Here is a 24,559-nt window from a genome sequence, read left to right on the forward strand (position 1 = left end):
GAACGCCGTTTACTGGTAGGCGACCTTTCGTCCGCAGAGAAGCTGGAGGTCGGCGATCAGCTCGCGTACCGCCGCGCGCATTTCGCGCGCGTTGCGGCGCAGCTCCCGCTCGAGCTGGAGACGCCGGCTGTCGCGCAGCGGGCGGTTGCGGAGGTGGAGGTAGGCGCGCTGCATGTCGCCGCGCCGATCGAGGAGCCGGTCGACCTTGGCGAGCGCGAGCAGGCGCACGCGCTGCTGGGGCAGGTCATCGGCGACCGAGAGCAGGCGCGAGAGCAGCCCGGTGTGGTGGCGCGCGATCTGCTCGACGAGACGCCCGTCGATGCGCACGATGAGCAGGCAGAAGGCCGCCTCGAACTCCCGCAGCGCCGCCTCGATCTGCCGCTCCTGCAGGTGCGCATCGCCGCGCGCGGTGTGCGCGAGGCGGCGCTGGAAGCGGGCGCGCTCGAGGGCGGCCAGCGCGGGCGCAGCCAGCGGTCGCGCGAGGAGCGCCACGAGCCCGGCCACGAGCACCAGCGCGAGGGGCAGGAGCACCAGCGCCACGAGCCACGTCGACATGCCGGATCGGGGCGACTGTAGGGCAACGCCCGCGGCTAGACAAGGGCGTTCACACGAAGACGCGGTAGTCGAGGGTGGGGAAGAGGTTGTCGGTGTCCTCGAGCTGGGCGAGGCGCAGGTCGTCGACCGCCCCGCGCTCGATCTGCGCGCACAGCTCCTGGCAGCGCAGCAGGTGATCCTTGCTCCGTCGCACGGCGTACTCGACGGTCGTCGCCCGCGACATCATGAAGGCCCAGTCGCTCGCCTGGGCGAGGAAGAGCTCGCGCAGCGCCTGGGTGAGCGCGCGGCGCGTGCGCTCGTCGGCGCTCGGGTAGCTCCGGCAGAGCGCGTGCAGGCGGTCCGCGGTGGCGTGGAGGTGGCGGTAGAGCCAGTCGTTCTCGCCCGCGAGCCAGACCTCGTTGTAGCCCTTCCAGCCCCAGGTGGAGGCGGCCGGCGTGGCGCGCTGCAGGGTGGGATGGCGGGCGAGGTCGTCGCCCGGGCTCGCGGCGCGCAGCTCCGGCGTGGTGGCGAGGCGGCGCAGGACCGCCTCGAGCCACCACGGCCCCTCGAACCACCAGTGGCCGAAGAGCTCGGCGTCGTAGGGGCAGACGATGATCGGCGGCCGGTCCATCGCCCGCGCCAGCCACGCCGCCTGGCGCACGCGGGCCTCGACGAAGTCCGCCGCGTGCGCCTCGAGCCGCTCGCGCGCGCGCGCGACCTCGTAGGCCTCCTTCATGTCGCTCTTGCCGGTGATGCGGTGGTACTTGAGGCCGGTCAGGATGCGCTGCCCGGTGGGCGGGAGATAGGGGCGCACGTAGTCGTAGTCGAGGTCGAAGCCGATGTCGCGGTAGAAGTCGCGGTACCAGGAATCGCCCGGGTAGCCCTCCTCCGCGCTCCACACCTGCTTCGAGCTGTCGGGGTCGCGCCCGAAGGCCGCCACGCCCGAGTCGCAGGCGACGGGAGCGTAGACGCCGTACACGGGCCGGGGCGTGGCGTGCGCGATCCCGTGCGTGTCGACGAAGAAGTAGCGCACGCCGAGGCGAGCGAGCTCGGCGTCGAGCCCGGGCTCGTACGCGCACTCGGGGAGCCAGAAGCCCTCGGGGGTCCGCCCGAGGAAGCGGCGGTACTCGGCGACAGCGACCTCGATCTGCGCCCGGACCGCTCCGGGGGTCACGGCGAGCAAGGGGAGGAAGCCGTGCGTGGCGGCGCAGGTGATGATCTCGACGAGGCCGCGCTCCTGGCAGGAGCGGAAGGCGGCGATCAGGTCCTGGCCCCACTCATCGAGGAAGATCGTGCGCGCGCGCCAGAAGCGTGCGAGGTACATCTCCGCCACGCTGTGGAAGCGCTCGTCGGCGCGCGTGCGGCGCTCCTCCTTCTCGGCCAGCTCGACCAGCCGGTCGAGGTGCCGGAGATACCGCCTGCGCAGCAGGTGGTCGGCGAGCATGGCGAGGAGGGGCGGGCTGAGCGAGAGCGTCAGCCGCACGGGGACGCGGTCGCGCGCGAGCGCCCCCAGCATCTCGAGCAGCGGGATGTAGGTCTCGGTGATCGCCTCGGCGAGCCAGCGCTCCTCGAGGAAGTCCTCGTGCGCCGGGTGGCGCACGAAGGGCAGGTGGGCGTGCAGGACGAAAGCGAGGCTGGCCTGGGGCATCGAGGCCGCGGCCGGGATCAGTTGGCCCTGCGCGGCGTGTGCGCGTCGCTAGAGCGCGGCGGGCCGTCGACGGGCTCGGCGCCGGCGCTCTCGGTGAGCGCGCTCGGCAGCGGGGTCGCGTCCCCGGCGCGGGCGGTCTCCTGCACGCTTCCCGCGGCGAGGTCGACCCAGCGCACCGTGGTGTCGGGAGAGGGGGTGGCGCGCGGCGTGGTCACCGCGTTCGAGCGGGCAAGCGGGAGAAAGCGCCCAAGGGCGCTGGCGAGACCGATCTCCACGCAGTACGACGCCGCGGGCCGCCCGACGTTCAGGTACCAATGGTCGGCGCCCGGCGGCAGCTCGACGTCGAAGGACCGCCACGCGTTGTCGCCGGTGAAGGTGATGAAGGTGACGTCGTAGACGCGCAGCAGCTCGCGCGCGCCCTCCGCCTCGGTGCCGAGGGCGCGCAGCGCCTGGACGCGCGTGGCAGGGGTGATCTCCCAGTAGGTGAACACCCACCATGGGTCGCGCGGCAGGAGCACGATGCGGTCGCGGCCATACGCACGCGGCAGCTCGCCGCTCTCGCGGTCGGCCCAGCCCGCCGCCGGCTCGTGTGCCGGGCCAAGGTAGTACTTCGCCTCCTCGACCTGGGACTGCGGGGGCGTCTCGCCGGGGCTCGGCTTGTCCGCGGGGGGCCGCTCCCCCACCGCCGCGCGCTTCGCGCGACCCCAGCCGGCCAGGCGGGCGAGCGGATCGAGCACCCGAGCCCCGACCCTGCGCACCGCGTTGCCGCCCAAGTCGAGCCAGCCGCCCACGAGCTCGAGCCCGGCGCTGAGTCCCTCCGCGATCATATCGTGGATCGTACCCGCGGCGATGGGGTGGGTCAAAAGCGGAGAGCCGCGGCGCGCTTGCACCTGCGCCCCCGGTGAGGAATGTTCTGGGCTCCGGTGAGCCAGCCGTCTCCCAGGGCACTCGTCGTGCTGCGCGTGGCGCGCGGCGCCGGACCACCGAGCGAGCAGGAGATCCGCGCCCGGATCGACGCCGACCGCGTGCGGCTCGGGCTGTCACCGGACGGGGCTGCGGCGTACCGCCTCGCTGGACCCTACGCCATCGAGCTCGGCGGGCGGGCGCTCGACGAGTACGTCGCCTGGGAAATCTAGGAATGCGAGAGGCGCGGGCCCCCGGCGTGCGCGCGGAGGATGCGCAGCGCCTCGTCGGCGTCGCGCGCGGCGAGCAGCCCGGCGCGCAGCTCCGGGGAGCGGAGCAGCGTCGCGATGCCGGCCAGGATCGTCAGGTGCTGCGCGGTCGCCGCCGGCGGCGACAACACCAGCGCGACCACCTGGATCGGGACCGTCGGCACGGCCTCGTAGAGGCCGTGGGGGGAGGTCGCCAGGGCGGCGACCGGCTCGGTGACGCCGGGAAGGCGAGCATGCGGGACACCCGCATGGATGTCGAGGAGGGCGGTCGAGGACGCGGCCTCGCGCGCCGTCACGGCCTGGATGGCGGTGGGTGCGGCAGCGGCGGGCAGTAGACGCTCGCCCGCGAGCACCGCCACCAGGCCCGCGATCGTCTCCTCGAACGTCCGCCACGGCGGGGCGACGCGGATCAGCGCGGGGCGGAGGCGGGCGACGAAGCTCATGTGCGCCCGGGTCAGCGCCGCAACAGGTCGAGGGCCGCGACCATCAGAAAGAGGGCGAACACCCGCCGGAGCGCCGTCTCGGCCAGCAACTGCGCGAGACCGCCGCCCGCGTAGCCGCCGACGAGGAAGCCCCCGGCGGCCCACAGGGCCACCGGGACGTCGACGTGTCCGGCGCGCCAGTACTGCAGCACCGAGAGGAAGCCGACCGGCGGGAGGAGCACGGCGAGCGAGGTCCCCTGGGCGTCGTGCTGCGACATGTGGAAGAGATAGACGAGCAGCGGGACCATGATGAAGCCACCGCCGAGCCCGATCAGCCCGCCCAGCCCGCCGCCCACGAACCCGACCATCAACGCGAGCACCGCTTGCATGACGGCCCGATACCCGAGCGCGCCTTCCTTTTCCAGCCGCGCGGCTCTGCTATAGAGCGCGCATGGTGCGCCGGATCGGGCTCATGACCAGCGGCGGCGACGCGCCGGGCATGAACGCGGCGATCCGCGCCGTGGTGCGCCACGCCCTCGGCCGCTCGCTGGAGGTGGTGGGCATCCGGCGCGGCTATGCCGGGCTGCTCGTGGGCGAGCTCCTCCCCCTCACCCGCGCCGGGGTCGCCAACATCATCCAGCGCGGTGGCACGATCCTCGGCACCTCGCGCTCGCCGGAGTTCTACCAGCCCGGGGGCCGGGCACGCGCCGCGGCCGTGCTGCGCGGCGCCGGCATCGAGGCGCTGGTCGTCGTCGGCGGCGAAGGGACGCTCCACGGCGCGACCCTCCTCGCCGCCGAGCACGGCGTCGCGATCGCCGGCGTGCCGGGAACGATCGACAACGACGTCTACGGCACCGACTTCACGATCGGCTTCGACACCGCCGTGAACACGGCCCTGGAGGCGATCGACCGCATCCGCGACACGGCCGCGTCGCACGAGCGGCTCTTCCTGGTCGAGGTGATGGGGCGCACGTGCGGCGAGATCGCGCTCGGGGTGGGCGTGGCCGGCGGGGCGGAGGACGTGCTCATCCCCGAGCAGCCGACCGACCTCGACACGCTCGGCGCCGAGCTCAAGCGGAGCTGGGAGCGCGGCAAGCGGAGCAGCATCATCGTGGTGGCGGAGAGCGGGAAGGAGGGCCACGTGTTCACGGTCGCCGATCGCGTGCGCGCCCTGACGGGCCTCGAGCCGCGCGTCTGCGTCTTCGGCCACATCCAGCGGGGCGGCACGCCCACCGCGCGCGACCGCATCCTGGCCAGCCGGCTCGGCACCGCCGCGGTCGACATCGTGCTCGACGGCGGCGGCATGATGGCGGGGGAGGCGGGCGGCCGGGTGGTGCGGGTGCCGCTCCGCGACACGTGGGAGAAGAGGCGCGCCCTGGCGGCCGACCTGCTGGCGCTGGTGCGGGACCTGGTGTGAGCGACGACGCGCTCGCCGACTACCCGAAGACCGTCGTCCTGAAGGACGGGGCGCATCTCGTGCTGCGCCCGCTGGGTGCCGCCGAGCAGGGCGCGCTCGGCAGGGTCCTCGCCCATGCGGCGCCCGTGGAGCGCTTCGCGCCCGACGCCGAGCCCGTGATCCTCGCCTGTGACGGCGAGCGGGTGGTGGCGGCGGCGGCCCTCGAGCGGGGCGCGCCCGAGGTGGCCCGCCTGAGCGTCGTCATCGATCCCGAGTACCGCGGGCGGCGCCTCGGCACCTGGCTCGTGCTCGACGCCGTTCATCTCGCCGCCGCTCTCGGCGTCGAGCGCCTCGAGGCCACGTTGCATCCTGAGGACACCGCTTACCTCGCTGCGCTCGAGCGCCTCGACTTCGCCGTCGATCCGGCGCGCAGATCGCCGTCGGGCGCCGTGCTGGTGAAGCGCCTGCACCGCGGGTGGACGGATTTCTGACCCCGCGCCGATCTGCCATCGCGTTTCGTCCCGACGGCGGGCGGCGCGGGATCCGGGGCCTGATCTGGATCGGCGCGGCGCTCGCGCCGCCGATCGCCTGGTTCGTGGTCCACCTGGGCCATCTCGCCACCACGCCGCTCGAGGTCGTGCTCTGGTCGGGGGGCGGCATCTTCGGCGCCGCCTTCCTGCTCTCCTGGGCCTCGGAGGTGGCGCAGCTCGACATCACCCGCGCGCTCGCGCTCGCGTTCCTGGCGCTCATCGCGGTCCTCCCGGAGTACGCCGTCGACGTCTACTTCGCGTGGCGCGCCGGGCAGGACCCGACCTACACGGCGTACGCGACCGCCAACATGACGGGCGGCAACCGTCTCCTGATCGGCGTCGGCTGGGCGACCAGCGTCCTCGCCCTCTGGCTGCGGTACCGCCATCGCGAGGTGCGCCTGCCTCGCGCGCAGGCGGTGGAGGTCAACTGGCTCGCGCTGGCGACGCTCTACTCCTTCGTGATCCCGGCCAAGGGCACGCTCTCGCTCTTCGACACGGCCGTCCTCTTCCTCATGTTCGCGGGCTACGTGCGCGCCGCCGGCAGGACGCACCACGAGGAACCGGAGCTGGAGGGGCCGGCGGAGCTGCTCGCGCGCCTCGCGCCCGCCCGGCGCCGGGGTGTGGTCCTGGCCCTCGCGCTGATCGCCGGCGCCGCCATCGTGACCGCCGCGGAGCCGTTCGCGGAGAGCCTGATCGCGACCGGGCGCCAGTTCGGCATCGAGGAGTTCCTGCTCGTTCAGTGGCTGGCACCGCTCGTCTCCGAGTCGCCGGAGTTCGTGGTGGCGGTGCTGTTCGCGCTGCGCGGCTCGGCCGCGGCCAGCATCGGGACGCTCATCTCCTCGACCGTGAACCAGTGGACGTTGCTCGTGGGCGCGCTCCCGGCGGCCTTTGCGCTCTCGCACGGCGGCATCGTCCCCATGCACCTGGACGGGCGGCAGCGCGAGGAGATGTTCCTCACCTCGGCGCAGTCGGTGTTCGCGCTGGTGGTGATCGCGAACTTCACCTTCTCGCGCCTGGAGGCGGCGGTGCTGTTCGCGCTCTTCGTGCCGCAGCTCTTCCTGACCACGGCGGCGGCGCGCTGGACGCACGCCGGTCTCTACCTCGTTCTGGCCGTCGCCGTCGTGTGCCTGAGCCCGACGGCGCGCGCAGGGGTCCGGCAGCTCCTGCCGCTCGGGCGACGGCGCTCGTCGTAGCGGCCGACGCAGCCGCGTCCGACGGAAACGCATCGCGCCCGCGGGCGCGGAGCGCGCGCAACGATCGCTCGTCGAGCCGAATCCGAGGGAGAAGTCCGAGATTGGGGCGCGGCTTAGCGAGTGTCCGACTCGAGGAGCAGTGTGCGGAGGTCGTTCAGCACCAGCGCCGAGTCGAGGAGCCCGACGCTGTACACGTTCCGGACCCGGCCACGCCCGTCGAGCAGGAAGACCTTGAGCACGTGGCGGAAGAGGCCGGTCCACGTGCCGTCGTCGAAGCGGAGCTTCGCCACCGGCTGATCGAAGTCGGCGAGCAGCGGCCGCAGGTCCTCTTCGCTCCGGGTCGTCGTGAAGCGCCAGTCGCTCCGCGGCGCGTGGAACGAGCGTACGACCGCCATGCGCCCGGGCGTGTCGCGCTCGGGATCGAAGCTGATCGTGACGAGCGTGGCACGTCGCGCGAGCTCCGCGTCGGCGGCGACGGCGCGGTCGACCCGATCGAGGACGGCGAGGCTCAGCGGACAGCCCGTCGCCTCGATGCAGGTCGTGTAGACGAAGGCGACGACCGCGAGCCGGCCGTGCGTCACGGCGAAGAGGGTCGTGGACCGCCCGTCCGCGTCGAGGAGCGGGTGGTCCGTCACCGTGTTGATGGGGGGCAGCGAGTAGGAACCGGGCGCGGGCGGCGTGTACTCGGGGGCGAAGGCGCCGACCGCGTAGGTGTAGCGGGCCGCCGCGGGATCGACCGCGCCGAGACGCGGATCGCCGGCCGCCGCCGCTCCGACGAGCGCGAGCAGGGCGGCCGCGATGAGACGATGCCGCCGCACGGCGATCTCAGCGGAGACCGGCTCCGCGCGCCGCGTCGCCGGCGTAGATCTGGTTCTTGTAGAAGCGCTCCTGCCCGAAGAGCATGATGTGGGGGCGGCCGAGCCCCTCCTTCAGGAAGTCCACGGCGAAGAGCGGCGTCAGGCGCTTGCCGTCCCAGCCGTACGCCTTGAGGAACTGCTCGCCGTCCTTGCCCTTCTTGTCCCAGTTGCTGAGCAGCGAGGACGTGAAGTAGACGCGCTTCCCGTCCCAGGTCTCGGACACCATGTTCACCTGGGAGCCGATCCGCTGCGTGTGCACGAGGCGCGGGTGGTGCGGGTCGCTCACGTCGTAGACGCGGCACGACCCGTCCATGAAGGTATCGACGAAGAGGAAGCGGTCGTCGGCGGAGAGGCTCACGTCGACCGGGAGCGGCGTCTGCTTGGGGTCGGCGATGTCCGCGACCGCGGTCGCCTTGAACGCGCCGTCGTCCTGCTGCTCGACGAGCCAGATCTTGGAGGTGAGCGCGGTCGTGGTGAAGGCGTAGTTGTGGCGCGGCTGGAGAGCCCAGCGGATCTCGAGCGGCGCGCCGGGGACGGCGAGCGTCTGGATGGGCTTCCGGGCGTGGAAGTCCCAGACGACCATGGTGCTGCCGAAGTGCTTCATCGCCTCCGGGTCGGCCACGACCTTGCCGAATTCGGTCATGTAGTTGTTCCAGCCGGTGAAGGACGAGGTGAGCATGCGGTTGAGCCGGGGCTGCACGCGGGCGTCGTAGCCGTACTCTGCGTGCTCGGGCAGCCAGAGCGTCTGGATGAACTTGCCGTCGTTGTTGTACTCGACGAGCCCCGTCCTCCCGCCGCGCTCCTTGTCGTTGGAGAGGCCGGTGATCAGCATCCGGCCGGGCAGCGCGAAGAAGGTGTGCGGGCCGATCACGCCGCCACTCTCCTTCGCGAAGGAGTCGATCGTGCGGACGAGCTTCGGGTGCGCGGGATCGCCGGCCACGTCGAAGACCCAGATCATGCTGTCGTCGAGGCCGCCGGCCCAGAGGTGGCGGCGGTCCTCGCCGAAGCCGCCGTGATGCGCCTCGTGCCGGCCGCCGACCGACACCGTGGAGATCACCTTCCCGTAGCGGGCCGGGTCGGCCGGGTTGCCGCCGATCGTGACCAGCTTGTCGGACCCGTCGCCCACGCCGTCGATGCCGAGGGTCAGGACGTAGACGTAGTCCTCCTGCCCGGTGATCTTCGGCATGTACGGCGACATGCAGGTCTCGTCGCCGCGGACGCGGACCGGACTCAGCAGCAGCGCGGCCAGCGCTGCGCCCATGAGGCGGCGTCGTGTCACTGGTGAACCCTCCGTTGGACCCCCGGCAGCTAGCAGCCTCGCTCGGCGCTGTCGAGTAGGGGCCTCACGATCTGTTTCGCATGAAGGCCGACGGGGAACGCGGCCGGCGCTACACGAGCGCCTGTGCGGCGCGCAGGCGGGCGATCTCCGCCTCGCTGTAGCCGCACACGTCGCGCAGGACCTGGTCGGTGTCGGCACCGAGGCAGGGCGCCACCCGGCGCACCCGGCAGTCGCTCTCCGACATCCGCCATGGGACGCCGACGTGCTTGCGGGTGCCGACGACCGGGTGGGGCAGCTCGACGAAGAAGCCGCGCGCGGCGAGGTGCGGATCCTCCGCGAGGTCGCGGTTGGTGGCGGCGGTGAAGGCCGCGACGCCGGCGCCCTGGAGGGTCGCGGTCGCCTCCTCGGGAGAGCGCGCGCGGGTCCAGGCGGTCACGATCTCCTCCAGCGCGTCCTCGTGGCGCTTGCGTGCGGCGGCGGTGGCGTAGCGCGGGTCGCTCGCCAGCTCGGGACAACCGACCGCCGCCGCGAAGCGGGCCCAGGCCGCGTCGTCCTCGACGGCGAGTGCGACCCAGCGGTCCTCGCCGGCGGCGCGGAAGACCCCGTGCGGCGCCATGTGCGGGTCCCGGTTGCCGTCGCGCTCGGGCGCGGCGCCGTTCATCGTCCAGGCGGTGATCGCCTCGGCGAGCACGGCCATCGAGGTCTCCCACTGCGAGAGGTCGATGTACTGGCCCTGGCCGGTGCGCGCTCGGTGGACGAGCGCCGCCAGCACCGCCACCGCGCCGTGCAGCCCGCCGGTCGGATCGCCGTACGAGATGCCGACGTGCATGGGCGGGAAGCCGTGGTAGCCGGTCACCGAGGACATCCCCGAGAGGGGCACCTGCGCGGGCCCGTACGACACCTTGTCGGCGTCGGGGCCGGTCGCGCCGTAGCCGGAGAGCGCGATCATGACGAGATCGGCGCGGAGTGCGCGGAGCACGTCCCAGCCGAGGCCCATGCGCTCCATCACCCCTGCGGCGTAGTTCTCGACCACGACGTCGCTCGCGGCGCACAGGCGCTTGGCGGCCTCGATCGCCTCGGGCCGCTTCAGGTCGAGCACGATGCTCTTCTTCCCCTGGTTGTACTGGTTGAAGTAGCCGCTGCGGTCCGGGCTGGGCTCGAAGTCGGCGAAGGGCGGCAGGAGGCGCGTCACGCACGGGCGGGTCGCGGTCTCGACGCGGATGACCTCGGCGCCGAGGTGCGCGAGCTGGAGCGTGCAGAAGGGGCCCGCCCACACCCAGGTGAAGTCGGCGACGCGGATACCCGCGAGCGGCGCGCGGTCCGCCATCTATACCACCCCCTCGCGGGCGAGCGCGGCCGCGTCGAGGCCGATCTCGGCCAGCACCTGGGCGGTGTGCTGGCCGAGGCAGGGCGCGGGCGCGCGCAGGGTCCACGGCGTGGCGGAGAGCTTGCAGGGCGCGCCCGGCACGGTGACCGCGCCGGCCACGGGGTGCGCGATCGTGGCGAAGAAGCCGCGTGCCTGGAGGTGCGGCGAGGCGAGCAGGTCCCCCATGGTCGACACCGGCGCGAGCGGGACCCGTCGGAGCTGCGCCGCCTCGTAGAGCTCGTGCACCGACTGCTCGCGGCACCACTCCTGGAGGAAGACCTGGAGCGCGTCGAAGTTGGCGCCGCGCGAGAGGCGGTCGGCGAAGAGCTCCATCGACGCCCACTCCGGGTTGCTCATGATGTCGACCAGGCTCTTCCACTGGTGCTCCTCGACGCAGCACAGGAAGATCCACCCGTCGCGGCACTCCATGAAGCAGAGCGGCTGGATCGGCTTCGCGCCGAGGCGTGACGCCGTCAGCCGACAGTAGGGCCAGAACTCGAAGGTGAGCTCGAGGATCGCCGCCACGCACTCCTGCGTCGACACCTCGACGTGCTCGCCGCGTCCGGTGGCGAGGCGGGCGAAGAGGGCGCCGAGCGAGCCGACGGCCGCGTTGAGCCCCGCCTGGAAGCCGGACTGGTCGCCGAACGCCTTGAGCGGCGGGAGGTCGGGACGGCTGGGCTCGCCGTTCAAGGCCGCGACGCCGCCCGCGCTCCAGGTGACGACGTCGGGGCCGCGGTAGCCGGCATGTGGGCCGGAGAGGCCGAAGGGCGCGATCGAGGTCATCACCAGCCCCGGGCGGGCGGCCGCCAGGCGCTCGTAGTCGAGGCCGCGGCCCGCCATCTCGCTCGGGTGGACGTCGTGCACCAGGAGGTCCGCCCGCGCCATCAGGCGCTCGAGGACCTCGCGCCCGCGCGGCCGGGTGAGGTCGAGGGTGATGCCCCGCTTGTTGGCGTTGAGATAGAGGAATAGGCCGCTCTTCTCGGGGTGCGGGACGTTGCCCGGAAAGGGGCCGCGTGCGCGCGTCGCGTCCCCCCCTGCGGGCGGCTCGACCTTGACCACTTGCGCGCCCAGGTCCGCGAGCAGCTTCGCGGCGTAGGCCGCGGCCACGCCGCTCCCGACCTCGAGCACGCTGAGGTGGTCGAGGGCCGCGGACATGTCAGCCGCCGCTTGCGAGCCGCACCAGCTCGGCGACCGTCGCGGGCTCCTCGAGGACCGCCAGGCGCGCCATGAGCTCGGTGTGCGAGTGCTCCTCCACCGCCCAGTCCTCGAAGACGCGCCAGTCCCCGCCGACGCGCTCGAGCACGCGCACCCGCTTCTGGTCGTCGGTCACGCCGATCGCGGCGCGCTCGCTCGGGGTCATCGCGAAGAGCGCGTAGCCCGCGCGCTTGCTGGTGACGAAGTACACCCGGGCGTCTCCTACCAGGCTCGCCCCGGCACCGGCAACCGAGAGGGCCACGCCCTTCCGGGTTCACTTGATGCCGGCGATGCGCTAGGGATGCCAGGGCGGTGTGGCGGAGGTCCTCGCATGAACCTGAAGCCCGGCCTGTCCTTCCTGCGCGAGGTGGCGGCGGAGTGGCGCAAGGACAACGCGCTCAGCCTGGGCGCCGCGCTCGCCTTCTACACGCTCTTCTCGCTCGCGCCGCTCCTCGTCCTGGTCGTCGCGATCGTGGGCCTGGTCTTCGGTCGCGCCGCCGCGCAGGGCGAGATCGTGGCGCGCGTCGGGGGCGCCGTCGGGCCGGAGGCGGCGAAGGTGATCGAGGGCATGATCGCACGGGCCAGCGCGCCCACCTCGGGGGTGATCGCCACGGTCGCGAGCCTCGCCACCATGCTGTTCGGCGCGTCGGGGGTCTTCGGCCAGCTCCAGACCTCGCTCAACCAGATCTGGGGCGTGACCGGCGGCCCCCGCCGCGGGGTGCGTAGCCTCGTTCGCCGGCGGGTCACTTCCTTCAGCCTGATCCTCGGCATCGGCTTCCTCCTCTTCCTTTCGCTCGTCGTGTCGGCCGTGCTCGCCGCCGTGAAGCAGCTCCTGGCCGAGCATCTGCCCGTGCTCGGCGCGCTGCTCCCACCGCTCAACTTCCTGGTCTCGCTCCTGATGATCACCGCCCTCTTCGCCCTCATCTTCAAGGTGCTGCCCGACGCGCGCATGCACTGGCGGGACGTGTGGCTCGGCGCGGCGGTGACCGCGCTCCTCTTCACGGCGGGGAAGGGGCTGATCGCCCTCTATCTCGGTCGCACCGGCCGCGCCTCGGTCTACGGCGCCGCCGCGTCGCTCGTCGTCCTCCTCTTGTGGGTCTACTACTCGGCGCAGATCCTGCTCGTCGGCGCCGAGTTCACCGAGGTGTACTCGCGCCGCTACGGCTCACGCCGCGCGGAGGCCGGGAGTGGTTAGTGTGGTGTCCGCGCGGTGGCTTGTCGCGAGAGCGTCGAGCCGGGAGCCGAGGCGGGCGAGCGCAGCGACGACCGACGAGGCGTAGCCAAACACACGCGGCGCGTCCCGCGCCGCGGCCGCAGGAAAGAGGGAGGAGCGAGCACGCCCGCCGCAGGCCCCGGATCGACGCTCGCAGCAAAGCCACCGTGCGGAAACCACACTAGCGCTGCGCGCAGACGCCGAGCGTGCCGAAGCGGACGGCGCGCGAATAGGCGATGACGCGGAGCCCGTCCGGCCCGAACTCGCCGAGCGCCGCGTAGCCCTGGTCGGTGCTCAGGCTGCGCGACCAGTCCCACGTGGCGGCAAGCAGGCGCTCGCCGTGGACGCGCTGCCAGAGGAGCGTGTCGAGGGCGATCTCGGGCGCGCTCCGCCGGCGGGGACGGTCGGGCGGCGCGGCGCCGAGGAGGCGGTCCTGATCGCCGTAGGTGCGGTTCAGGGTCTCGCCGAGCGGCTCGCGGCGCACCAGCCACCAGCCCGCCGCACAGGTCTCCTCGGCCGCGAAGGGCTGATCGTCGATCGTCCACTCCGGCCGGAGGAGGTAGCCGACGCCCTTGTGGACGGCCGGGTCGAGGCCGGCCTGCAGGCGCGCGGCCAGGCGAAGCATGGTGAGCGGCCCCTCGGGATCGCGCGGCAGGCGCAGCACGAGCATCTCGCCCGCGGCGCGCGCCCGTTCCAGGTCGGAGGGGCCGAAGGGCAGGCGCGCCACCGTCTTCTGCTCGGCCGGCGTCAGGACCGCGAGCGGATCGAAGCCGAGGGCGGCCGCGAGCTCGCGCGGCCCCAGCATCCCTCCCCCCAGCGCGCGTGTGGCGGCGTCCAGCCCGTGGATGTCACCCGGCCTCATCACCCGCCGAGCTGGTACATCTCGCGCCGCTCCGTGGAGCGTCCGAGGTCGAGGCGGTGGCCGGTCGGCTTGAAACGGACGGCGCGCATGAGGATGTCGGTGACCGCCTCGGGCCCCCCGCCGGCGCGCAGCGTGCCGCGGACGTCGAGCTCGTCGTCGTTCAAGAGGCAGAGGTGGAAGCGGCCGTCGGCCGTGAGTCGCATGCGGTTGCAGTCGGCGCAGTACGGCTCGCTCACCGGGCTGATGAAGCCGACCACGCCGCGCGCGCGCGGCAGGCGGTAGTTGCGTGCCTCGTCGGCGCGCTCGACCGACGGCACGGGTGCCAGCGCGCCCAGGACGTCCGCGATGCGCGCGCGCGTCTCCGTGTTCGGGACGAGCCGCCCGCGCGCCAGCGCCGCCACGGCACCGGTGCCGAGTGGCATCGTCTCGATGAAGCGCACGTGCCACGGCCGCTCGAGCGTGAGCGCCGCAAGGGGCACGACGTCCTCCTCGTTGAAGCCGCGCGCAACCACCACGTTCAGCTTGATGGGGCAGAGCCCCGCGGCCTCGGCCGCCTCGATCCCGGCCCAGATCTCGGCGAGCGTGCCCCGGCGCATGATGCGGGCGAGGCGGCGCGGATCGAGGCTGTCGAGGTGGATGTTCACGCGCCGCAGCCCGGCCGCAGCGAGCGGCGCCGCGAGCGCGGGCAGGCGCACGCCGTTGGTGGTCATGGTCAGGTCGCCGAGGCCCGGCAGGCGCGCCAGGCGCGCGACGATCTCGAGCAGGTCGGCGCGCAGCGTCGGCTCGCCGCCGGTCAGGCGGAGCTTCCGGAAGCCCACGGCGAGCGCGGCGCGGGCCACGGTCTCGATCTCGGCCGCGGTCAGGACGTCGGCGGGCGGGGCGAGCGCCGGGCCGTCGAGCGGCATGCAGTAGACGCAGCGGAGGTTGCAGTGGTCGATGAGGGAGATACGCAGGTAGTCGATCTCGCGGCCGAAGGCGTCGCGCGGCACGGGCGCATCTTCGGCCCGGCGCCGGGCCAAGTCAATTCGCACGCCCCGCTCTGGGTCAGCTCGGCCGCTCGGCGAGCCCGTGCGTCAGGGCGAAGAGCGCGCTCCGGTACGGCGAGTCGGGGAGCTCCGCGAGCGTGGCCAGCGCGGCGTCGGTGTGGGCGCGCGCCCGCTCCGCGACGGCGGTGAGGACGCCCGTAAGGCGGATGCGCGCGAGCCCGGCCTCGATGTCCGCGGCCACGAGGCGCTCGCTGGCGAAGAGACGGGCGAGCTCGCCGTCGCGCGCGAGGGCGAGCACGATCGGCAGGGACGGATTGCCGTCGCGCAGGTCGACGCCGCGCGGCTTGCCGGTGAGCGCGGGCTGGCCCTCGACGTCGAGCAGGTCGTCGCTCATCTGGAAGGCGAGGCCCAGGTGGCGGCCGCACGAGCCCATCGTGTCGACGAGCGCCGGCGGCGCGCCGGCCAGGTGCGCCGCCGTGCGCGCGCCCGCCGCGAACAGCGAGGCCGTCTTGCGCTCGACGATCTCGAGGTAGTCGGAAACGGTAACCGCCGGATTATGCCGGAAGCGCCCCTGCATGATCTCGCCCTCGGTCAGGCTGATGCACGCCTCGGCCGCCCAGCGGATGACCTCGGGCTCGAAGCCCGCGCAGAGCGCGAAGGCTCGGCTGAAGAGGAAGTCGCCCGTGACCAGTGTGTCGGCGACGCCGAAGGTGCTGGGGGCCGAGGGCCGGCCGCGGCGCGTCTCGCCCCGGTCGATGATGTCGTCGTGCAGGAGGGTGGCGGAGTGGATCAGCTCGAGCGCGACCGCCGCCAGGGTCGCATCGGCGCGCCGCAGAAGCGGCCGCTCGCCCGCCGAGGCGTGGTAGACGAGCAGGACGACGAGCGGGCGGACGCGCTTGCCGCCCGCCGCGACGAGGTGCGTGGCGATCGCGTGCAGACGGTCCTCGCGTGAGCGGAGCTCGGCGTCGAGCCGCGCCTCGATCCGGACGAGGTCCTCCTCGATGGCCGGCGGGAGGGGCGGGGTGGCGGCGGCCGCGGCGCTGTCGGCGAGGGTCTTCACGGCGGAGGCGAGGCGAATCAACGAGAACGGGCCCCCAAAGTCAAGGACGGGCGCGGAGTGCCCGGCGATCGCAGGCAACATTGCACTCGCGCGGGGCCGCGGCTAGTGTCCGGCGGGCATGGCGGAGCTCACGCCCGAGCGGGTGCGCGAGGCGCTTCGCACCGTCCTCTTCCCGAACTTTCGGCGCGACATCGTGACCCTCGGCATGGTGGGCGAGGACATCGCGATCGCGGGGGACACCGTGCGCCTGCACGTGCGCCCGGGGACCGACAAGCCCGAGGCGCTGCAGCAGCTGGCGCACGCGATCGACGCCGCGCTCCGCCGTCTTCCCGGCGTCGTGCACGTCGACGTGCACTTCGCGCGTGCCGAGGAGGGGAGGGGGCGCGATCCCTTCACCGAGCGCGCGGCGCTGCCCGGCGTGGCGCACATCGTCGCGGTGGCGAGCGCGAAGGGCGGGGTCGGCAAGTCGACCGTGGCCGTCAACCTGGCGCTCGGGCTGGCGGGCGAGGGACGCCGGCGCGTCGGGCTCGTCGATGCCGACGTCTACGGTCCGAGCCTGCCCATCATGCTGGGCACCGACGCACGCCCGCGCGTCACACCGGACAAGCGCATCCATCCCCTCGAGCGGTACGGGATCAAGCTCATGTCCATGGGCTTCTTCCTCGACGAGCAGTCGCCGGTCATCTGGCGCGGGCCGATCGTCATGGGCGTCGTGCGGCAGTTCCTGCGCGACGTGGAGTGGGGCGAGCTGGATTTCCTCGTCGTGGACCTCCCGCCGGGGACGGGCGACGCGCCGCTCACGCTGGTCCAGCAGGTGCCGGTCACGGGCGCGGTCATCGTGACCACGCCGCAGGACGTGGCGCTCCTCGACACGGGGCGGAGCATGGGGATGTTCCTGCAGGTGAACACACCCGTGCTGGGCGTGGTGGAGAACATGAGCGGCTACCTCTGCCCGCGCTGCGGGACGGAGGATCCGATCTTCGGCCGGGGCGGGGCCGAGGCGCTGGCGGCCCGCTTCGGCGTGCCCGTGCTGGCGCGTATCCCGCTCGTCGCCGCCCTGCGCGAGGGCGGCGATGCCGGGCGCCCGCTGGTCGCCGCCCAGCCGGAGCACCCGGTGAGCCGGCTCTTCGCCGCGCTCGCGGCGCGGGTGGCCGAGACGGTGGCACCGTCCGGCGCAGCTGCGGCCGCGCCCGCCTGAGAGGCCGAGCCGCCCTCGCGCCGGTTGTCTCGCCGCCGGGCCGCGGTCATGGTCCGCGCCAACCGACGCGACCTGCGAGGGCGGGGTGTCCTGGCAGAACCGAGCAGTGCGCGGTGGTGCGACCGGCCGACTGCTGCGTGCCGAACCCCGACGACCCGAGACGGAGTCGCAGCTCCTCGCCCAGGCGCGCGCGATCCATCCCGAGCGCGACTTCCCGCCCGACTTCCCGTCCCGCTTCCGAAAGAAATAGAGCACGCGCGTCGATCGGGCGATTTACAGGCCTCCCCCCGTTGAGTATATGGGGCGCGCCCGTGCACGGGCCGGCGGCGGCGCACGCGAGCGAAGCGTATGGGGAAGATCCGGATCGGCATCGTCGGGGTGGGCAACTGTGCGAGCAGCCTCCTCCAGGGCATCGAGTTCTATCGCGCCGCCGACGAGAAGACCGCGGACGCGCACGTGGGCCTCATGCACTTCGACGTGTGCGGCTACCGCCCGGGCGACATCGAAGTCGTGTGCGCCTTCGACGTCGACCAGCGCAAGGTGGGTCAGCCCCTCGACGTGGCCGCGCTCGCGCCGCCCAACAACACCCGCCCGCTTTACCCCAAGCTGCCGCGCTCGAGCGTGATCGTCGAGATGGGGCCGGTCCTCGACGGGGTGGCCGAGCACATGAGCGAGTACCCGCCCGAGGAGGCGTTCGTGGTGGCCGAGCGCCGGCCGGCGGACGTGGTCGAGGTGCTCGAGCGCAGCGGCGCCGAGATGGTGGTCAACTACCTCCCGGTCGGCAGCCAGGCGGCGACCGAGCACTACGCGCGCGCCTGCCTCGAGGCGGGGGTGTCGCTCGTGAACTGCATCCCGGTCTTCATCGCCTCGGATGCGGAATGGGCCGGCGAGTTCGAGCGCCGCGGTATCCCGATCGTGGGCGACGACGTCAAGTCGCAGCTCGGGGCCACCATCGTGCATCGCATGCTGGCCAGGCTGTTCGACGATCGCGGCGTCGTGCTCGACCGGACCTATCAGCTGAACACCGGCGGCAACACGGACTTCCTCAACATGCTGAACCGCGCCCGCACCGGCGCCAAGCGGCTCTCGAAGACCGAGGCGGTGCAGAGCGTGCTCCCGAGCCCGCTGCCGCGCACCCGCATCCACATCGGGCCGAGCGACTACGTCCCCTGGCAGCGCGACAACAAGGTCTGCTTCCTGCGCATGGAGGGCCGCGGCTTCGCCAACGCGCCGCTCGAGCTCGAGCTCCGGCTCTCGGTCGAGGACAGCCCCAACTCCGCCGGCTGCGTGATCGACGCCATCCGCTGCTGCCGCGTGGCGCGGGAGCGGAAGATCGGCGGCCCGCTGCTCAGCGTGGCCGCGTACCTGATGAAGCACCCTCCGCGTCAGCTGACCGACGATCTCGCCAGGGAGCGGGTCGAGGCCTTCCTGCGCGGAGAGGTCGAGCGCTAGGGGTGTCGCCGGCCTGCCGGCCGGGGACGGCCGTGGCCGCGACCCTCGTGATCGCGGCGACCGTGTGGCTGTCGCTGCGCGGCCTCGCCCGCGTGGTGGTCCCCGGCGTGACGCGAGACGCGTCCGCGCCGCTCGTCGGACCACGCGTGCGGGCCTGGTACCGCGGCGTGCTCGAGCCGCTCGAGGACGCGCTGGTCGGGGCGCGGGTGCATCCCGACGCGCTCACCTGGGCGCAGCTCGCCGTGAGCGTGCTCGCGGGGGCGGTGTTCTGGGCGGGATGGCTCTTCGTCGGCGGCTGGCTCACCATCGTCGCCGGCACGCTCGACGTCCTCGACGGCGGCGTGGCGCGCCGCGCGGGGGTGGAGAGCCGGCGCGGCGCGCTGGTCGACTCGCTGGTCGACCGCTGGGCCGAGTTCGCGACCTTCCTCGGCCTGGGCGCCTTCTACCGCGACAGCTGGGTCCTCGTGCCCCTCATCGTGGCGTGCTTCGGCTCCTTCATGGTGAGCTACACGCGCGCGCGCGCCGAGGGGCTGGGTGTCGAGGCGCAGCTCGGCCGCGTGCAGCGCCCCGAGCGCTACGTGATCCTCGGCTGCGGGGCGTGGGCCTCGGACCTGGTCGCCCACCTGACGTGCACGCTCACGGGGCGCCCGACGCAAGTCGTGCTGGCCGCCGCGATCGTCGTGCTCGCCGCTCTCTCCGCGTGGACGGCGCTCGAGCGGGCGCGCCATGCCGCCGCGGCGCTCAGGCAGTCGGCCCCATGACGGCCGGCGTGTGGCGCCCGCTCGGCTTCCTCATCCTCATGCTCGGGTTCGGGCTCCGGCTCGACAGCGAGTGGCAAGGGGTGGCCGGGGTGCTGCTGGCGGCCGGCGCGGCCGCCGGCGGCGCGGGCCTATGGGCGCTCCGCCGCGATACGGCCGGCGAGCCTTTCGTCCCGCCGGTGCGCGAGCGATAATGCGGAGCGATCCGAGGGACTACCGAGGAGGAACCGTCTGCGCAACGCGCTCCGTCTGACCGCCGGCATCGCCGTATCCCTGGCCTGCCTCTACTTCGCCACGCGCGGCACCGACTGGGCGGGGGTGGGCGGCGTGCTGGCCGCGGCGCGCCCCGCGTGGATCGCGGCCGTGGTGCTGGCGAGCCTGGCGACGGTGTACATCCGGGCGCAGCGCTGGTGCGTGCTGTTGCGGCCGGTGGGGCGCGTGCCCCTTTATCCGGCCCTCTCCGCGACCGCCATCGGCTTCGGGGCGAGCTCCGTGCTGCCCTTCCGCGCCGGCGAGCTCGTGCGGCCGGCCCTCCTCGGACGGCAGCCGGGCGTGGGGATGAGCGCGGCGCTCTCGAGCGTCGTGCTCGAGCGGCTCTTCGACATGCTGCTCGTCATCGGCTGCTTTCTCGCCGTCGCCCTCGTCAACCCCGAAGTGCCGCCCGACATGCGCCGCGGCGCGTTCGCGCTCGCGGCGCTGGCCGCCCTCGGCTTCCTCGGCCTGGCGCTCGCGCAGCGATACAGGACGAGCACCGAGGCGGTCGTCGGACGGCTGCTCGGGCTCCTGCCGCGCCCGGTTGGCCGCCGCCTGGTGCCGCTCGTCGCCTCCTTCATGAACGGCCTGGGCGGCCTCGCCGACCTGCCGACCGTCTTGCTCGTGCTCGCCTACTCGGCCTACCTGTGGGGTGTGATCACGCTCACCTTTCTCTTCTCCTTCCTGGCGCTCGGCATCCAGGTGCCGCTGGTGGCCGCATCGCTCACCACGGTCGTGGTGGTGGCCGCTGCGGTCTTCCTGCCCCAGGCACCCGGCTTCGTAGGCACGTGGCAGGCGGGCTGCGTGCTCGCGCTCCGCCTCTTCGACGTGCCTCACGAGGTCGCGGTCGGGTTCTCGCTCCTCACCTGGGTCATCCAGATGGCGGTCAACATCGCCACCGGGGGCATCTTCCTGGCGCGCGAGGACCTGCCGCTCGCGCGGCTTCTGCGGCTCGCCTCGCGCGAGGCGCCGGCGCCGGCGGCGGGGGCGGAGAGCTAGGCCGGTGCGGCTCGAGGGACGCACGGTCGTGGTGGGCCTCACCGGCGGCATCGCCTGCTACAAGGCGTGCGAGGTGGTGCGGCTCCTCGCCGCCGCCGGTGCGCGCGTGCCCGTCATCATGAGCGCGGGGGCGCAGCAGTTCGTGACCCCGCTCACCCTGCAGACGCTCTCCGGGCAGCCGGTCGCGACCGACACCTTCAGCCTGACCCAGGAGTCCGAGATCGGGCACATCCGGCTGGCGGACCAGGCGGGCGCGATCGTCATCGCTCCGGCGACCGCGAACGTGCTCGGGAAGCTCGCGAACGGGATCGCCGACGATCTCCTCACCACGGTGCTGCTCGCCACGCGTGCGCCGCTCGTGCTCGCGCCGGCCATGAACGTCCATATGTGGGAGCACGCCGCCGTGCAGGAGAACCTGGCCCGCCTGATCGGCCGCGGCGCGCGCGTCGTCGGTCCGGCGAGCGGCGCGCTCGCCTGCGGCTACGAGGGGACGGGGCGGCTCGCGGAGCCCGCGGACATCGTGGAGGAGGTGTGCTGCGCGCTGGCCGCGCGGGATCTCGCGGGCGAGCGCGTCCTCGTCTCCGCGGGGCCGACGCGGGAGCCGATCGATCCGGTGCGCTACCTCTCGAACCACTCGAGCGGGAAGATGGGCTGCGCGGTGGCGCGCGTCGCACGCCGCCGGGGCGCCGAGGTGACGCTGGTCATCGGGCCCACCGCGCTCGCACCCCCGCCCGGCGTGCGGGTCGTGCCGGTCGGCACGGCGCGCGAGATGGCGACCGTCGTCGAGGAAGCCTTCCCGAGCGCCACCGTCGTGATCATGACCGCTGCGGTCGCCGACTACCGGCCGCGCGAGCCGCTCGCGCGCAAGCTCAAGAAGGACGCCGCCGGGCTCACCCTCGAGCTCGAGCGCAACCCCGACATCCTGGCCGGGCTCGGCGCCCGCAAGGGACGCCGGCTCCTGGTCGGCTTCGCGGCCGAGACCGGCGACGTGGCGGCCGAGGCGCGGCGGAAGCTCGCCGCCAAGCACCTCGATCTCATCGTCGCCAACGACGTGACCGCGCCCGGCGCGGGCTTCGGCACCGACACCAACGCGGTGCGCCTGCTCGACACGAGCGGCCTCGACGAGGCGCTGCCCGTCCTCGACAAGGAGGAGGTGGCGGTGCGGGTCCTCGACTGGGTCGCGGCGCATCGGCACCGCGCGGGGACGGCTACGCTGCGGCCGGTGCCAGGGCGCGCAGCTCCGCGGCGATCGCCTCCGTCATCTGGCCGCGGCGCTTGAGCGCCCTGAGCTTGCGGCGGAGCACGTCGGCCCGGGCGAGCGCCTCGCGCCCGGTCGGATCGGCGTGCTGGCAAACGCTCTTCCGCCCGCGGGCGAGCAGGTCCTGCACGGCGCGAATGCAGAGCGAGTTGAAGCGCTCGACCTCGCCGCGCGGCAGGGGATAGCGGGAGCGAGCCGAGAGGCCCCGCATCAGGCGCTGCCACTGGCCGAGCCGCTGGACCGCCATGACCGAGCTGAAGATGCGCTTGTTGGTCCTGAAGGAGAAGAGGGTACGCTCGACCACCTGCTCGACCAGGCGGTCACAGTCCGGGTAGCGGTGCTCGAACACCGTGCGCATGAGCCGCCAGCGGTCACGCGCCTGCGCGGCGTCGAAGCGCGCCTCCCAGTAGACGTGGCGGGCGGTGCGCGACGGGTAGCTCACCACCATCTGAACGGGCACGAAGTGGTTGTGGGAGTAGACGTCGCCCGCCAGGTGCGAGAGGTAGCCGTAGGCGAAGGCCTGCTCGCGCTCGCCGCGCGCGGCCTCGGCGATCTGCCAGCCGACCGGCCAGCAATGGCAGTGCGTGTAGAGACTGCGCGTGTACTTCTTCCCCTGCACGATGTCGGCGGCGACGCAGCCGTAGAGGTAGGCGAGGCGGTGGGCGCCCAGAATTTCTTGAAGCGCCGGTCCGAGGATGCTAAGGCTGTCCAGTACTTGCGACCCGTGGACGAGGTGGGTCACGGGACCCCAGGCGAGCGCGTCGTGCGGCCAGGCGAGCACGAGGGCCGCAACCAGTCCGACGAGCAGCACGACCGGATCGTACAATGCGCGACGCACCGTCTCAAGCTGAACGCGCGGCGCTGGCGGCCGCGGTGCGGGCCTACGTCGAGTACCAGCGCGAGCTCGGCGTGCTCGGCTTCCCGCGGGCGGCGCCGCCGCCGCGCGCGCCCGCCGCGGCCGCACCCGGCGAGCGCCCGGCGAGCGTGCCGGCGTCGAGCGGGGCTCTCTTCGGCGCGCCCGGACTCGGCGCGACGCGCACCCTCGAGGAGCTGCGCAGCCACATCGGCGACTGCCAGCGCTGCAAGCTCGCCCCGCACCGGACGCACCTGGTCTTCGGCGTGGGCAACCCGCGCGCGCGCCTGGTGTTCGTGGGCGAGGCGCCGGGCCGCGACGAGGACCTGCAGGGCGAGCCCTTCGTCGGCCGCGCCGGCCAGCTCCTGACCGAGATCATCAGCAAGGGGATGAGGCTCGACCGGACCGACGTCTACATCGCGAACGTCATCAAGTGTCGGCCGCCGGAGAACCGCAATCCCGAGCCCGACGAGGTGGCGAGCTGCGAGCCCTTCCTCCTCCGCCAGCTCGAGCTGATCGGGCCCGAGGTGATCGTGGCGCTCGGCAAGTTCGCGGCCCAGACGCTGCTCCGGACGAAGGCCCCGATCACGCGGCTGCGCGGCCGCTGGTACGACTACCACGGCATCAAGTTGATGCCGACCTTCCACCCCGCCTATCTGCTGCGCAACCCCGGCGACAAGCGCCTGGTGTGGGAGGACATCCAGAAGGTCATGCGGGCGCTCGGCATCGCGGGCGGGCGCCCGTGAGACGGGCGGCGGCGGCGCTGAGCGCGTTCCTGCTGGCGGCGGCGCCGGTACGAGCGGAAGCCCCGGCGGCGGCCGCGCTGGCGCGGATCGTGATCGAGGGCTCCATCAACCCGGCGGTGGCCGGCTTCGTGCACGAGTCGATCGCGCGTGCCCGGGCGGAGGGCGCGCCGGCGCTGGTGATCGAGCTCGATACGCCGGGCGGGCTCCTGCCCTCGATGCAGGCGATCGTGAAGGACATCCTCGCGGCGCCGGTGCCCGTGATCGTCTACGTCGCCCCGAGCGGCGCGGGCGCCGGCTCGGCGGGCGTCTTCATCACCCTCGCGGCGCACGTGGCCGCCATGGCCCCGGGCACGAGCATCGGCGCAGCGCACCCCGTGGGCGGGGGGGGCGAGGACATCAAGGGGACCCTCGGGCGGAAGATCGTCAACTTCACCGCCTCGTTCAGCGAGGCGATCGCGCACAAGCGGGGCCGCAACGTCGAGTGGGCCGCCAGGGCGGTCCGCCGGAGCGTCTCCATCACCGCCGAGGAGGCCGCGAAGCTGAACGTCGTCGACTTCGTGGCCAAGGACCTCGACGAGGTGGTGGCGCGCGCCGACGGGCGTACGGTGGACGTGGCGGGCGAGAGCCGGAAGCTCGCGCTCGGCAGGGCCGTCCGCGGCGCCGACGGCCACGTGCGCGTGCACCCCTACGAGATGCGGCTCTCGCAGCGGGTGCTCAACGTGATCGCCGATCCGCGCATCGCCTCGCTCCTCATGATGGCGGGGCTCCTCGGGCTCTACGTCGAGTTCACGCACCCGGGGCTCGCGTTCCCCGGGGTGGCGGGTGCGATCTGCCTGATCCTCGGGCTCGCCGCCCTCCACGTGCTGCCGGTCAACACCTCGGCGCTCGCACTCCTGCTGCTCGGCGTGGCGCTGCTCGTCGCGGAGGCGTTCCTGCCCACCTTCGGCGTGGTCGGTGCCGGTGGGCTCATCGCCTTCGTCCTGGGCGCACTCTTCCTCTTCGACGCGGCCGAGACCGGGGTCGTGGTGCCGAGGAGTCTGATCCTCGGGGTGAGCGCGGCCGTCGCCGGCATCATGCTGGTGGTGGCGACGCTGGTGGCCCGCTCGCAGCGGGCGCGGCCGTCGCAAGGGGCGGAGGGGATGGTCGGCGCGATCGGGGTGGCGCGCGGCCGGCTGGCGCCCGCCGGGCCGGTGCTGATACGCGGGGAGTACTGGGTGGCGGAGAGCGACGAGGTCGTGGACGCGGGTGAGCGGGTCGAGGTGACCGCGGTGGACGGGCTCCGGCTGCGGGTGCGGCGCGCCCGCCGCGGGGGCGGCTGAAAGGAGGCTCCG

27 protein-coding genes are annotated in these 24,559 nt (G+C 73.3%); 13 read left to right on the plus strand and 14 right to left on the minus strand.

Features of this window, described 5'->3' with window-relative positions; genetic code table 11:
- Positions 1-9: 9 nt before the first annotated feature.
- From E6J59_07115 to E6J59_07125, 3 genes are read right to left on the minus strand one after another with little or no spacing between them, the layout of a single operon-like run.
- On the minus strand, positions 10-555 hold the full coding sequence (locus E6J59_07115) for a hypothetical protein (protein ID TMB20845.1): 546 nt from the start codon (positions 553-555) through the stop codon (positions 10-12).
- Positions 556-604: 49 nt separating this feature from the next.
- Positions 605-2,182 (minus strand): DUF1957 domain-containing protein, encoded by a 1,578-nt coding sequence (locus E6J59_07120; protein ID TMB20846.1) that lies wholly within the window; start codon positions 2,180-2,182, stop codon positions 605-607.
- A gap of 17 nt (positions 2,183-2,199) precedes the next feature.
- Complete coding sequence (locus tag E6J59_07125; protein TMB20847.1) at positions 2,200-3,045, minus strand: DUF4912 domain-containing protein; 846 nt, start codon at positions 3,043-3,045, stop codon at positions 2,200-2,202.
- A gap of 60 nt (positions 3,046-3,105) precedes the next feature.
- Between E6J59_07125 and E6J59_07130 the strand changes: the two genes are divergently transcribed.
- The gene (locus tag E6J59_07130) at positions 3,106-3,318 is read left to right on the plus strand and encodes a hypothetical protein (protein TMB20848.1); all 213 of its coding nucleotides are present in this window, start codon (positions 3,106-3,108) and stop codon (positions 3,316-3,318) included.
- On the opposite strand, the gene E6J59_07135 is transcribed toward E6J59_07130, so the two are convergent.
- Together E6J59_07135 and E6J59_07140 are read right to left on the minus strand one after the other, a co-directional pair.
- The gene (locus tag E6J59_07135; protein TMB20849.1) at positions 3,315-3,797 is read right to left on the minus strand and encodes a PTS sugar transporter subunit IIA; all 483 of its coding nucleotides are present in this window, start codon (positions 3,795-3,797) and stop codon (positions 3,315-3,317) included. The two genes, E6J59_07130 and E6J59_07135, sit on opposite strands and share 4 nt — an antisense overlap.
- A gap of 11 nt (positions 3,798-3,808) precedes the next feature.
- Positions 3,809-4,165 carry a sulfite exporter TauE/SafE family protein gene (locus tag E6J59_07140; protein ID TMB20850.1) on the minus strand — a complete coding sequence of 119 codons (357 nt, stop codon included), beginning with the start codon at positions 4,163-4,165 and terminating at the stop codon, positions 3,809-3,811.
- 65 nt (positions 4,166-4,230) lie between these two features.
- On the opposite strand from E6J59_07140, the gene pfkA reads away from it, so the two are divergent.
- Genes pfkA through E6J59_07155 form a run of 3 tightly spaced genes read left to right on the plus strand, consistent with a single transcriptional unit; the run spans position 4,231 to position 6,895 of the window.
- Complete coding sequence (gene pfkA, locus E6J59_07145) at positions 4,231-5,193, plus strand: 6-phosphofructokinase (protein TMB20892.1); 963 nt, start codon at positions 4,231-4,233, stop codon at positions 5,191-5,193.
- On the plus strand, positions 5,133-5,663 hold the full coding sequence (locus E6J59_07150; GenBank protein TMB20851.1) for a GNAT family N-acetyltransferase: 531 nt from the start codon (positions 5,133-5,135) through the stop codon (positions 5,661-5,663). The genes pfkA and E6J59_07150 overlap by 61 nt, the downstream gene beginning before the upstream one ends.
- A 50-nt stretch (positions 5,664-5,713) precedes the next feature.
- Entirely contained in the window at positions 5,714-6,895 is a 1,182-nt protein-coding gene (locus E6J59_07155) for a sodium:calcium antiporter (protein ID TMB20893.1), read from the plus strand.
- 113 nt (positions 6,896-7,008) lie between these two features.
- Here E6J59_07155 and E6J59_07160 read toward each other — a convergent pair whose 3' ends face one another.
- The 5 genes from E6J59_07160 to E6J59_07180 form a co-directional block, all read right to left on the minus strand.
- Positions 7,009-7,719 (minus strand): SCO family protein, encoded by a 711-nt coding sequence (locus E6J59_07160; protein TMB20852.1) that lies wholly within the window; start codon positions 7,717-7,719, stop codon positions 7,009-7,011.
- Position 7,720: 1 nt separating this feature from the next.
- Positions 7,721-9,013 carry a selenium-binding protein gene (locus E6J59_07165; protein TMB20894.1) on the minus strand — a complete coding sequence of 431 codons (1,293 nt, stop codon included), beginning with the start codon at positions 9,011-9,013 and terminating at the stop codon, positions 7,721-7,723.
- 127 nt (positions 9,014-9,140) lie between these two features.
- A complete protein-coding gene (locus E6J59_07170) occupies positions 9,141-10,358 on the minus strand; it encodes a CoA transferase (protein TMB20853.1) in 1,218 nt (405 codons plus the stop codon).
- Positions 10,359-11,552, minus strand: a complete 1,194-nt coding sequence (locus tag E6J59_07175; GenBank protein ID TMB20854.1) for a CoA transferase — start codon at positions 11,550-11,552, stop codon at positions 10,359-10,361.
- Between the two features lies 1 nt (position 11,553).
- Complete coding sequence (locus E6J59_07180) at positions 11,554-11,802, minus strand: hypothetical protein (protein TMB20855.1); 249 nt, start codon at positions 11,800-11,802, stop codon at positions 11,554-11,556.
- A 120-nt stretch (positions 11,803-11,922) separates the two neighbouring features.
- Here E6J59_07180 and E6J59_07185 point away from each other — a divergent pair, with 120 nt between their 5' ends.
- The gene (locus E6J59_07185) at positions 11,923-12,786 is read left to right on the plus strand and encodes a YihY/virulence factor BrkB family protein (GenBank protein ID TMB20856.1); all 864 of its coding nucleotides are present in this window, start codon (positions 11,923-11,925) and stop codon (positions 12,784-12,786) included.
- A gap of 199 nt (positions 12,787-12,985) precedes the next feature.
- Here the strand turns inward: E6J59_07185 and E6J59_07190 are convergent, their stop codons facing one another.
- The 3 genes from E6J59_07190 to E6J59_07200 are packed head-to-tail and all read right to left on the minus strand — an operon-like array spanning position 12,986 to position 15,793.
- Positions 12,986-13,609 carry a hypothetical protein gene (locus E6J59_07190; GenBank protein TMB20857.1) on the minus strand — a complete coding sequence of 208 codons (624 nt, stop codon included), beginning with the start codon at positions 13,607-13,609 and terminating at the stop codon, positions 12,986-12,988.
- A 56-nt stretch (positions 13,610-13,665) separates the two neighbouring features.
- Entirely contained in the window at positions 13,666-14,655 is a 990-nt protein-coding gene (gene moaA / locus E6J59_07195) for a GTP 3',8-cyclase MoaA (protein TMB20858.1), read from the minus strand.
- A 55-nt stretch (positions 14,656-14,710) separates the two neighbouring features.
- Entirely contained in the window at positions 14,711-15,793 is a 1,083-nt protein-coding gene (locus E6J59_07200) for a polyprenyl synthetase family protein (GenBank protein TMB20859.1), read from the minus strand.
- A 37-nt stretch (positions 15,794-15,830) separates the two neighbouring features.
- On the opposite strand from E6J59_07200, the gene E6J59_07205 reads away from it, so the two are divergent.
- The 6 genes from E6J59_07205 (at position 15,831) to coaBC (ending at position 21,650) form a co-directional block, all read left to right on the plus strand.
- Positions 15,831-16,910: an Mrp/NBP35 family ATP-binding protein gene (locus E6J59_07205; GenBank protein TMB20860.1), complete on the plus strand. Its 1,080-nt coding sequence runs from the start codon at positions 15,831-15,833 to the stop codon at positions 16,908-16,910.
- A gap of 348 nt (positions 16,911-17,258) precedes the next feature.
- Complete coding sequence (locus E6J59_07210) at positions 17,259-18,362, plus strand: inositol-3-phosphate synthase (GenBank protein TMB20861.1); 1,104 nt, start codon at positions 17,259-17,261, stop codon at positions 18,360-18,362.
- Positions 18,363-18,364: 2 nt separating this feature from the next.
- The gene (locus tag E6J59_07215; protein TMB20862.1) at positions 18,365-19,123 is read left to right on the plus strand and encodes a CDP-alcohol phosphatidyltransferase family protein; all 759 of its coding nucleotides are present in this window, start codon (positions 18,365-18,367) and stop codon (positions 19,121-19,123) included.
- Positions 19,120-19,314: a hypothetical protein gene (locus E6J59_07220; GenBank protein ID TMB20863.1), complete on the plus strand. Its 195-nt coding sequence runs from the start codon at positions 19,120-19,122 to the stop codon at positions 19,312-19,314. The genes E6J59_07215 and E6J59_07220 overlap by 4 nt, the downstream gene beginning before the upstream one ends.
- On the plus strand, positions 19,271-20,371 hold the full coding sequence (locus tag E6J59_07225; protein ID TMB20864.1) for a flippase-like domain-containing protein: 1,101 nt from the start codon (positions 19,271-19,273) through the stop codon (positions 20,369-20,371). Before E6J59_07220 ends, E6J59_07225 begins: the two co-directional genes overlap by 44 nt.
- A 4-nt stretch (positions 20,372-20,375) precedes the next feature.
- The gene (gene coaBC, locus E6J59_07230; GenBank protein ID TMB20865.1) at positions 20,376-21,650 is read left to right on the plus strand and encodes a bifunctional phosphopantothenoylcysteine decarboxylase/phosphopantothenate--cysteine ligase CoaBC; all 1,275 of its coding nucleotides are present in this window, start codon (positions 20,376-20,378) and stop codon (positions 21,648-21,650) included.
- On the opposite strand, the gene E6J59_07235 is transcribed toward coaBC, so the two are convergent.
- Positions 21,580-22,593, minus strand: a complete 1,014-nt coding sequence (locus tag E6J59_07235) for a zinc dependent phospholipase C family protein (GenBank protein ID TMB20866.1) — start codon at positions 22,591-22,593, stop codon at positions 21,580-21,582. The two genes, coaBC and E6J59_07235, sit on opposite strands and share 71 nt — an antisense overlap.
- On the opposite strand from E6J59_07235, the gene E6J59_07240 reads away from it, so the two are divergent.
- Entirely contained in the window at positions 22,455-23,228 is a 774-nt protein-coding gene (locus E6J59_07240; GenBank protein ID TMB20867.1) for a uracil-DNA glycosylase, read from the plus strand. The genes E6J59_07235 and E6J59_07240 overlap by 139 nt on opposite strands.
- Entirely contained in the window at positions 23,171-24,547 is a 1,377-nt protein-coding gene (locus E6J59_07245; GenBank protein ID TMB20868.1) for a nodulation protein NfeD, read from the plus strand. The genes E6J59_07240 and E6J59_07245 overlap by 58 nt, the downstream gene beginning before the upstream one ends.
- The last annotated feature ends 12 nt before the right edge of the window (positions 24,548-24,559 follow it).

The sequence above is a fragment of the Deltaproteobacteria bacterium genome, from assembly GCA_005879795.1.
Taxonomy (GTDB): Bacteria; Desulfobacterota; Binatia; order DP-6; family DP-6; genus DP-6.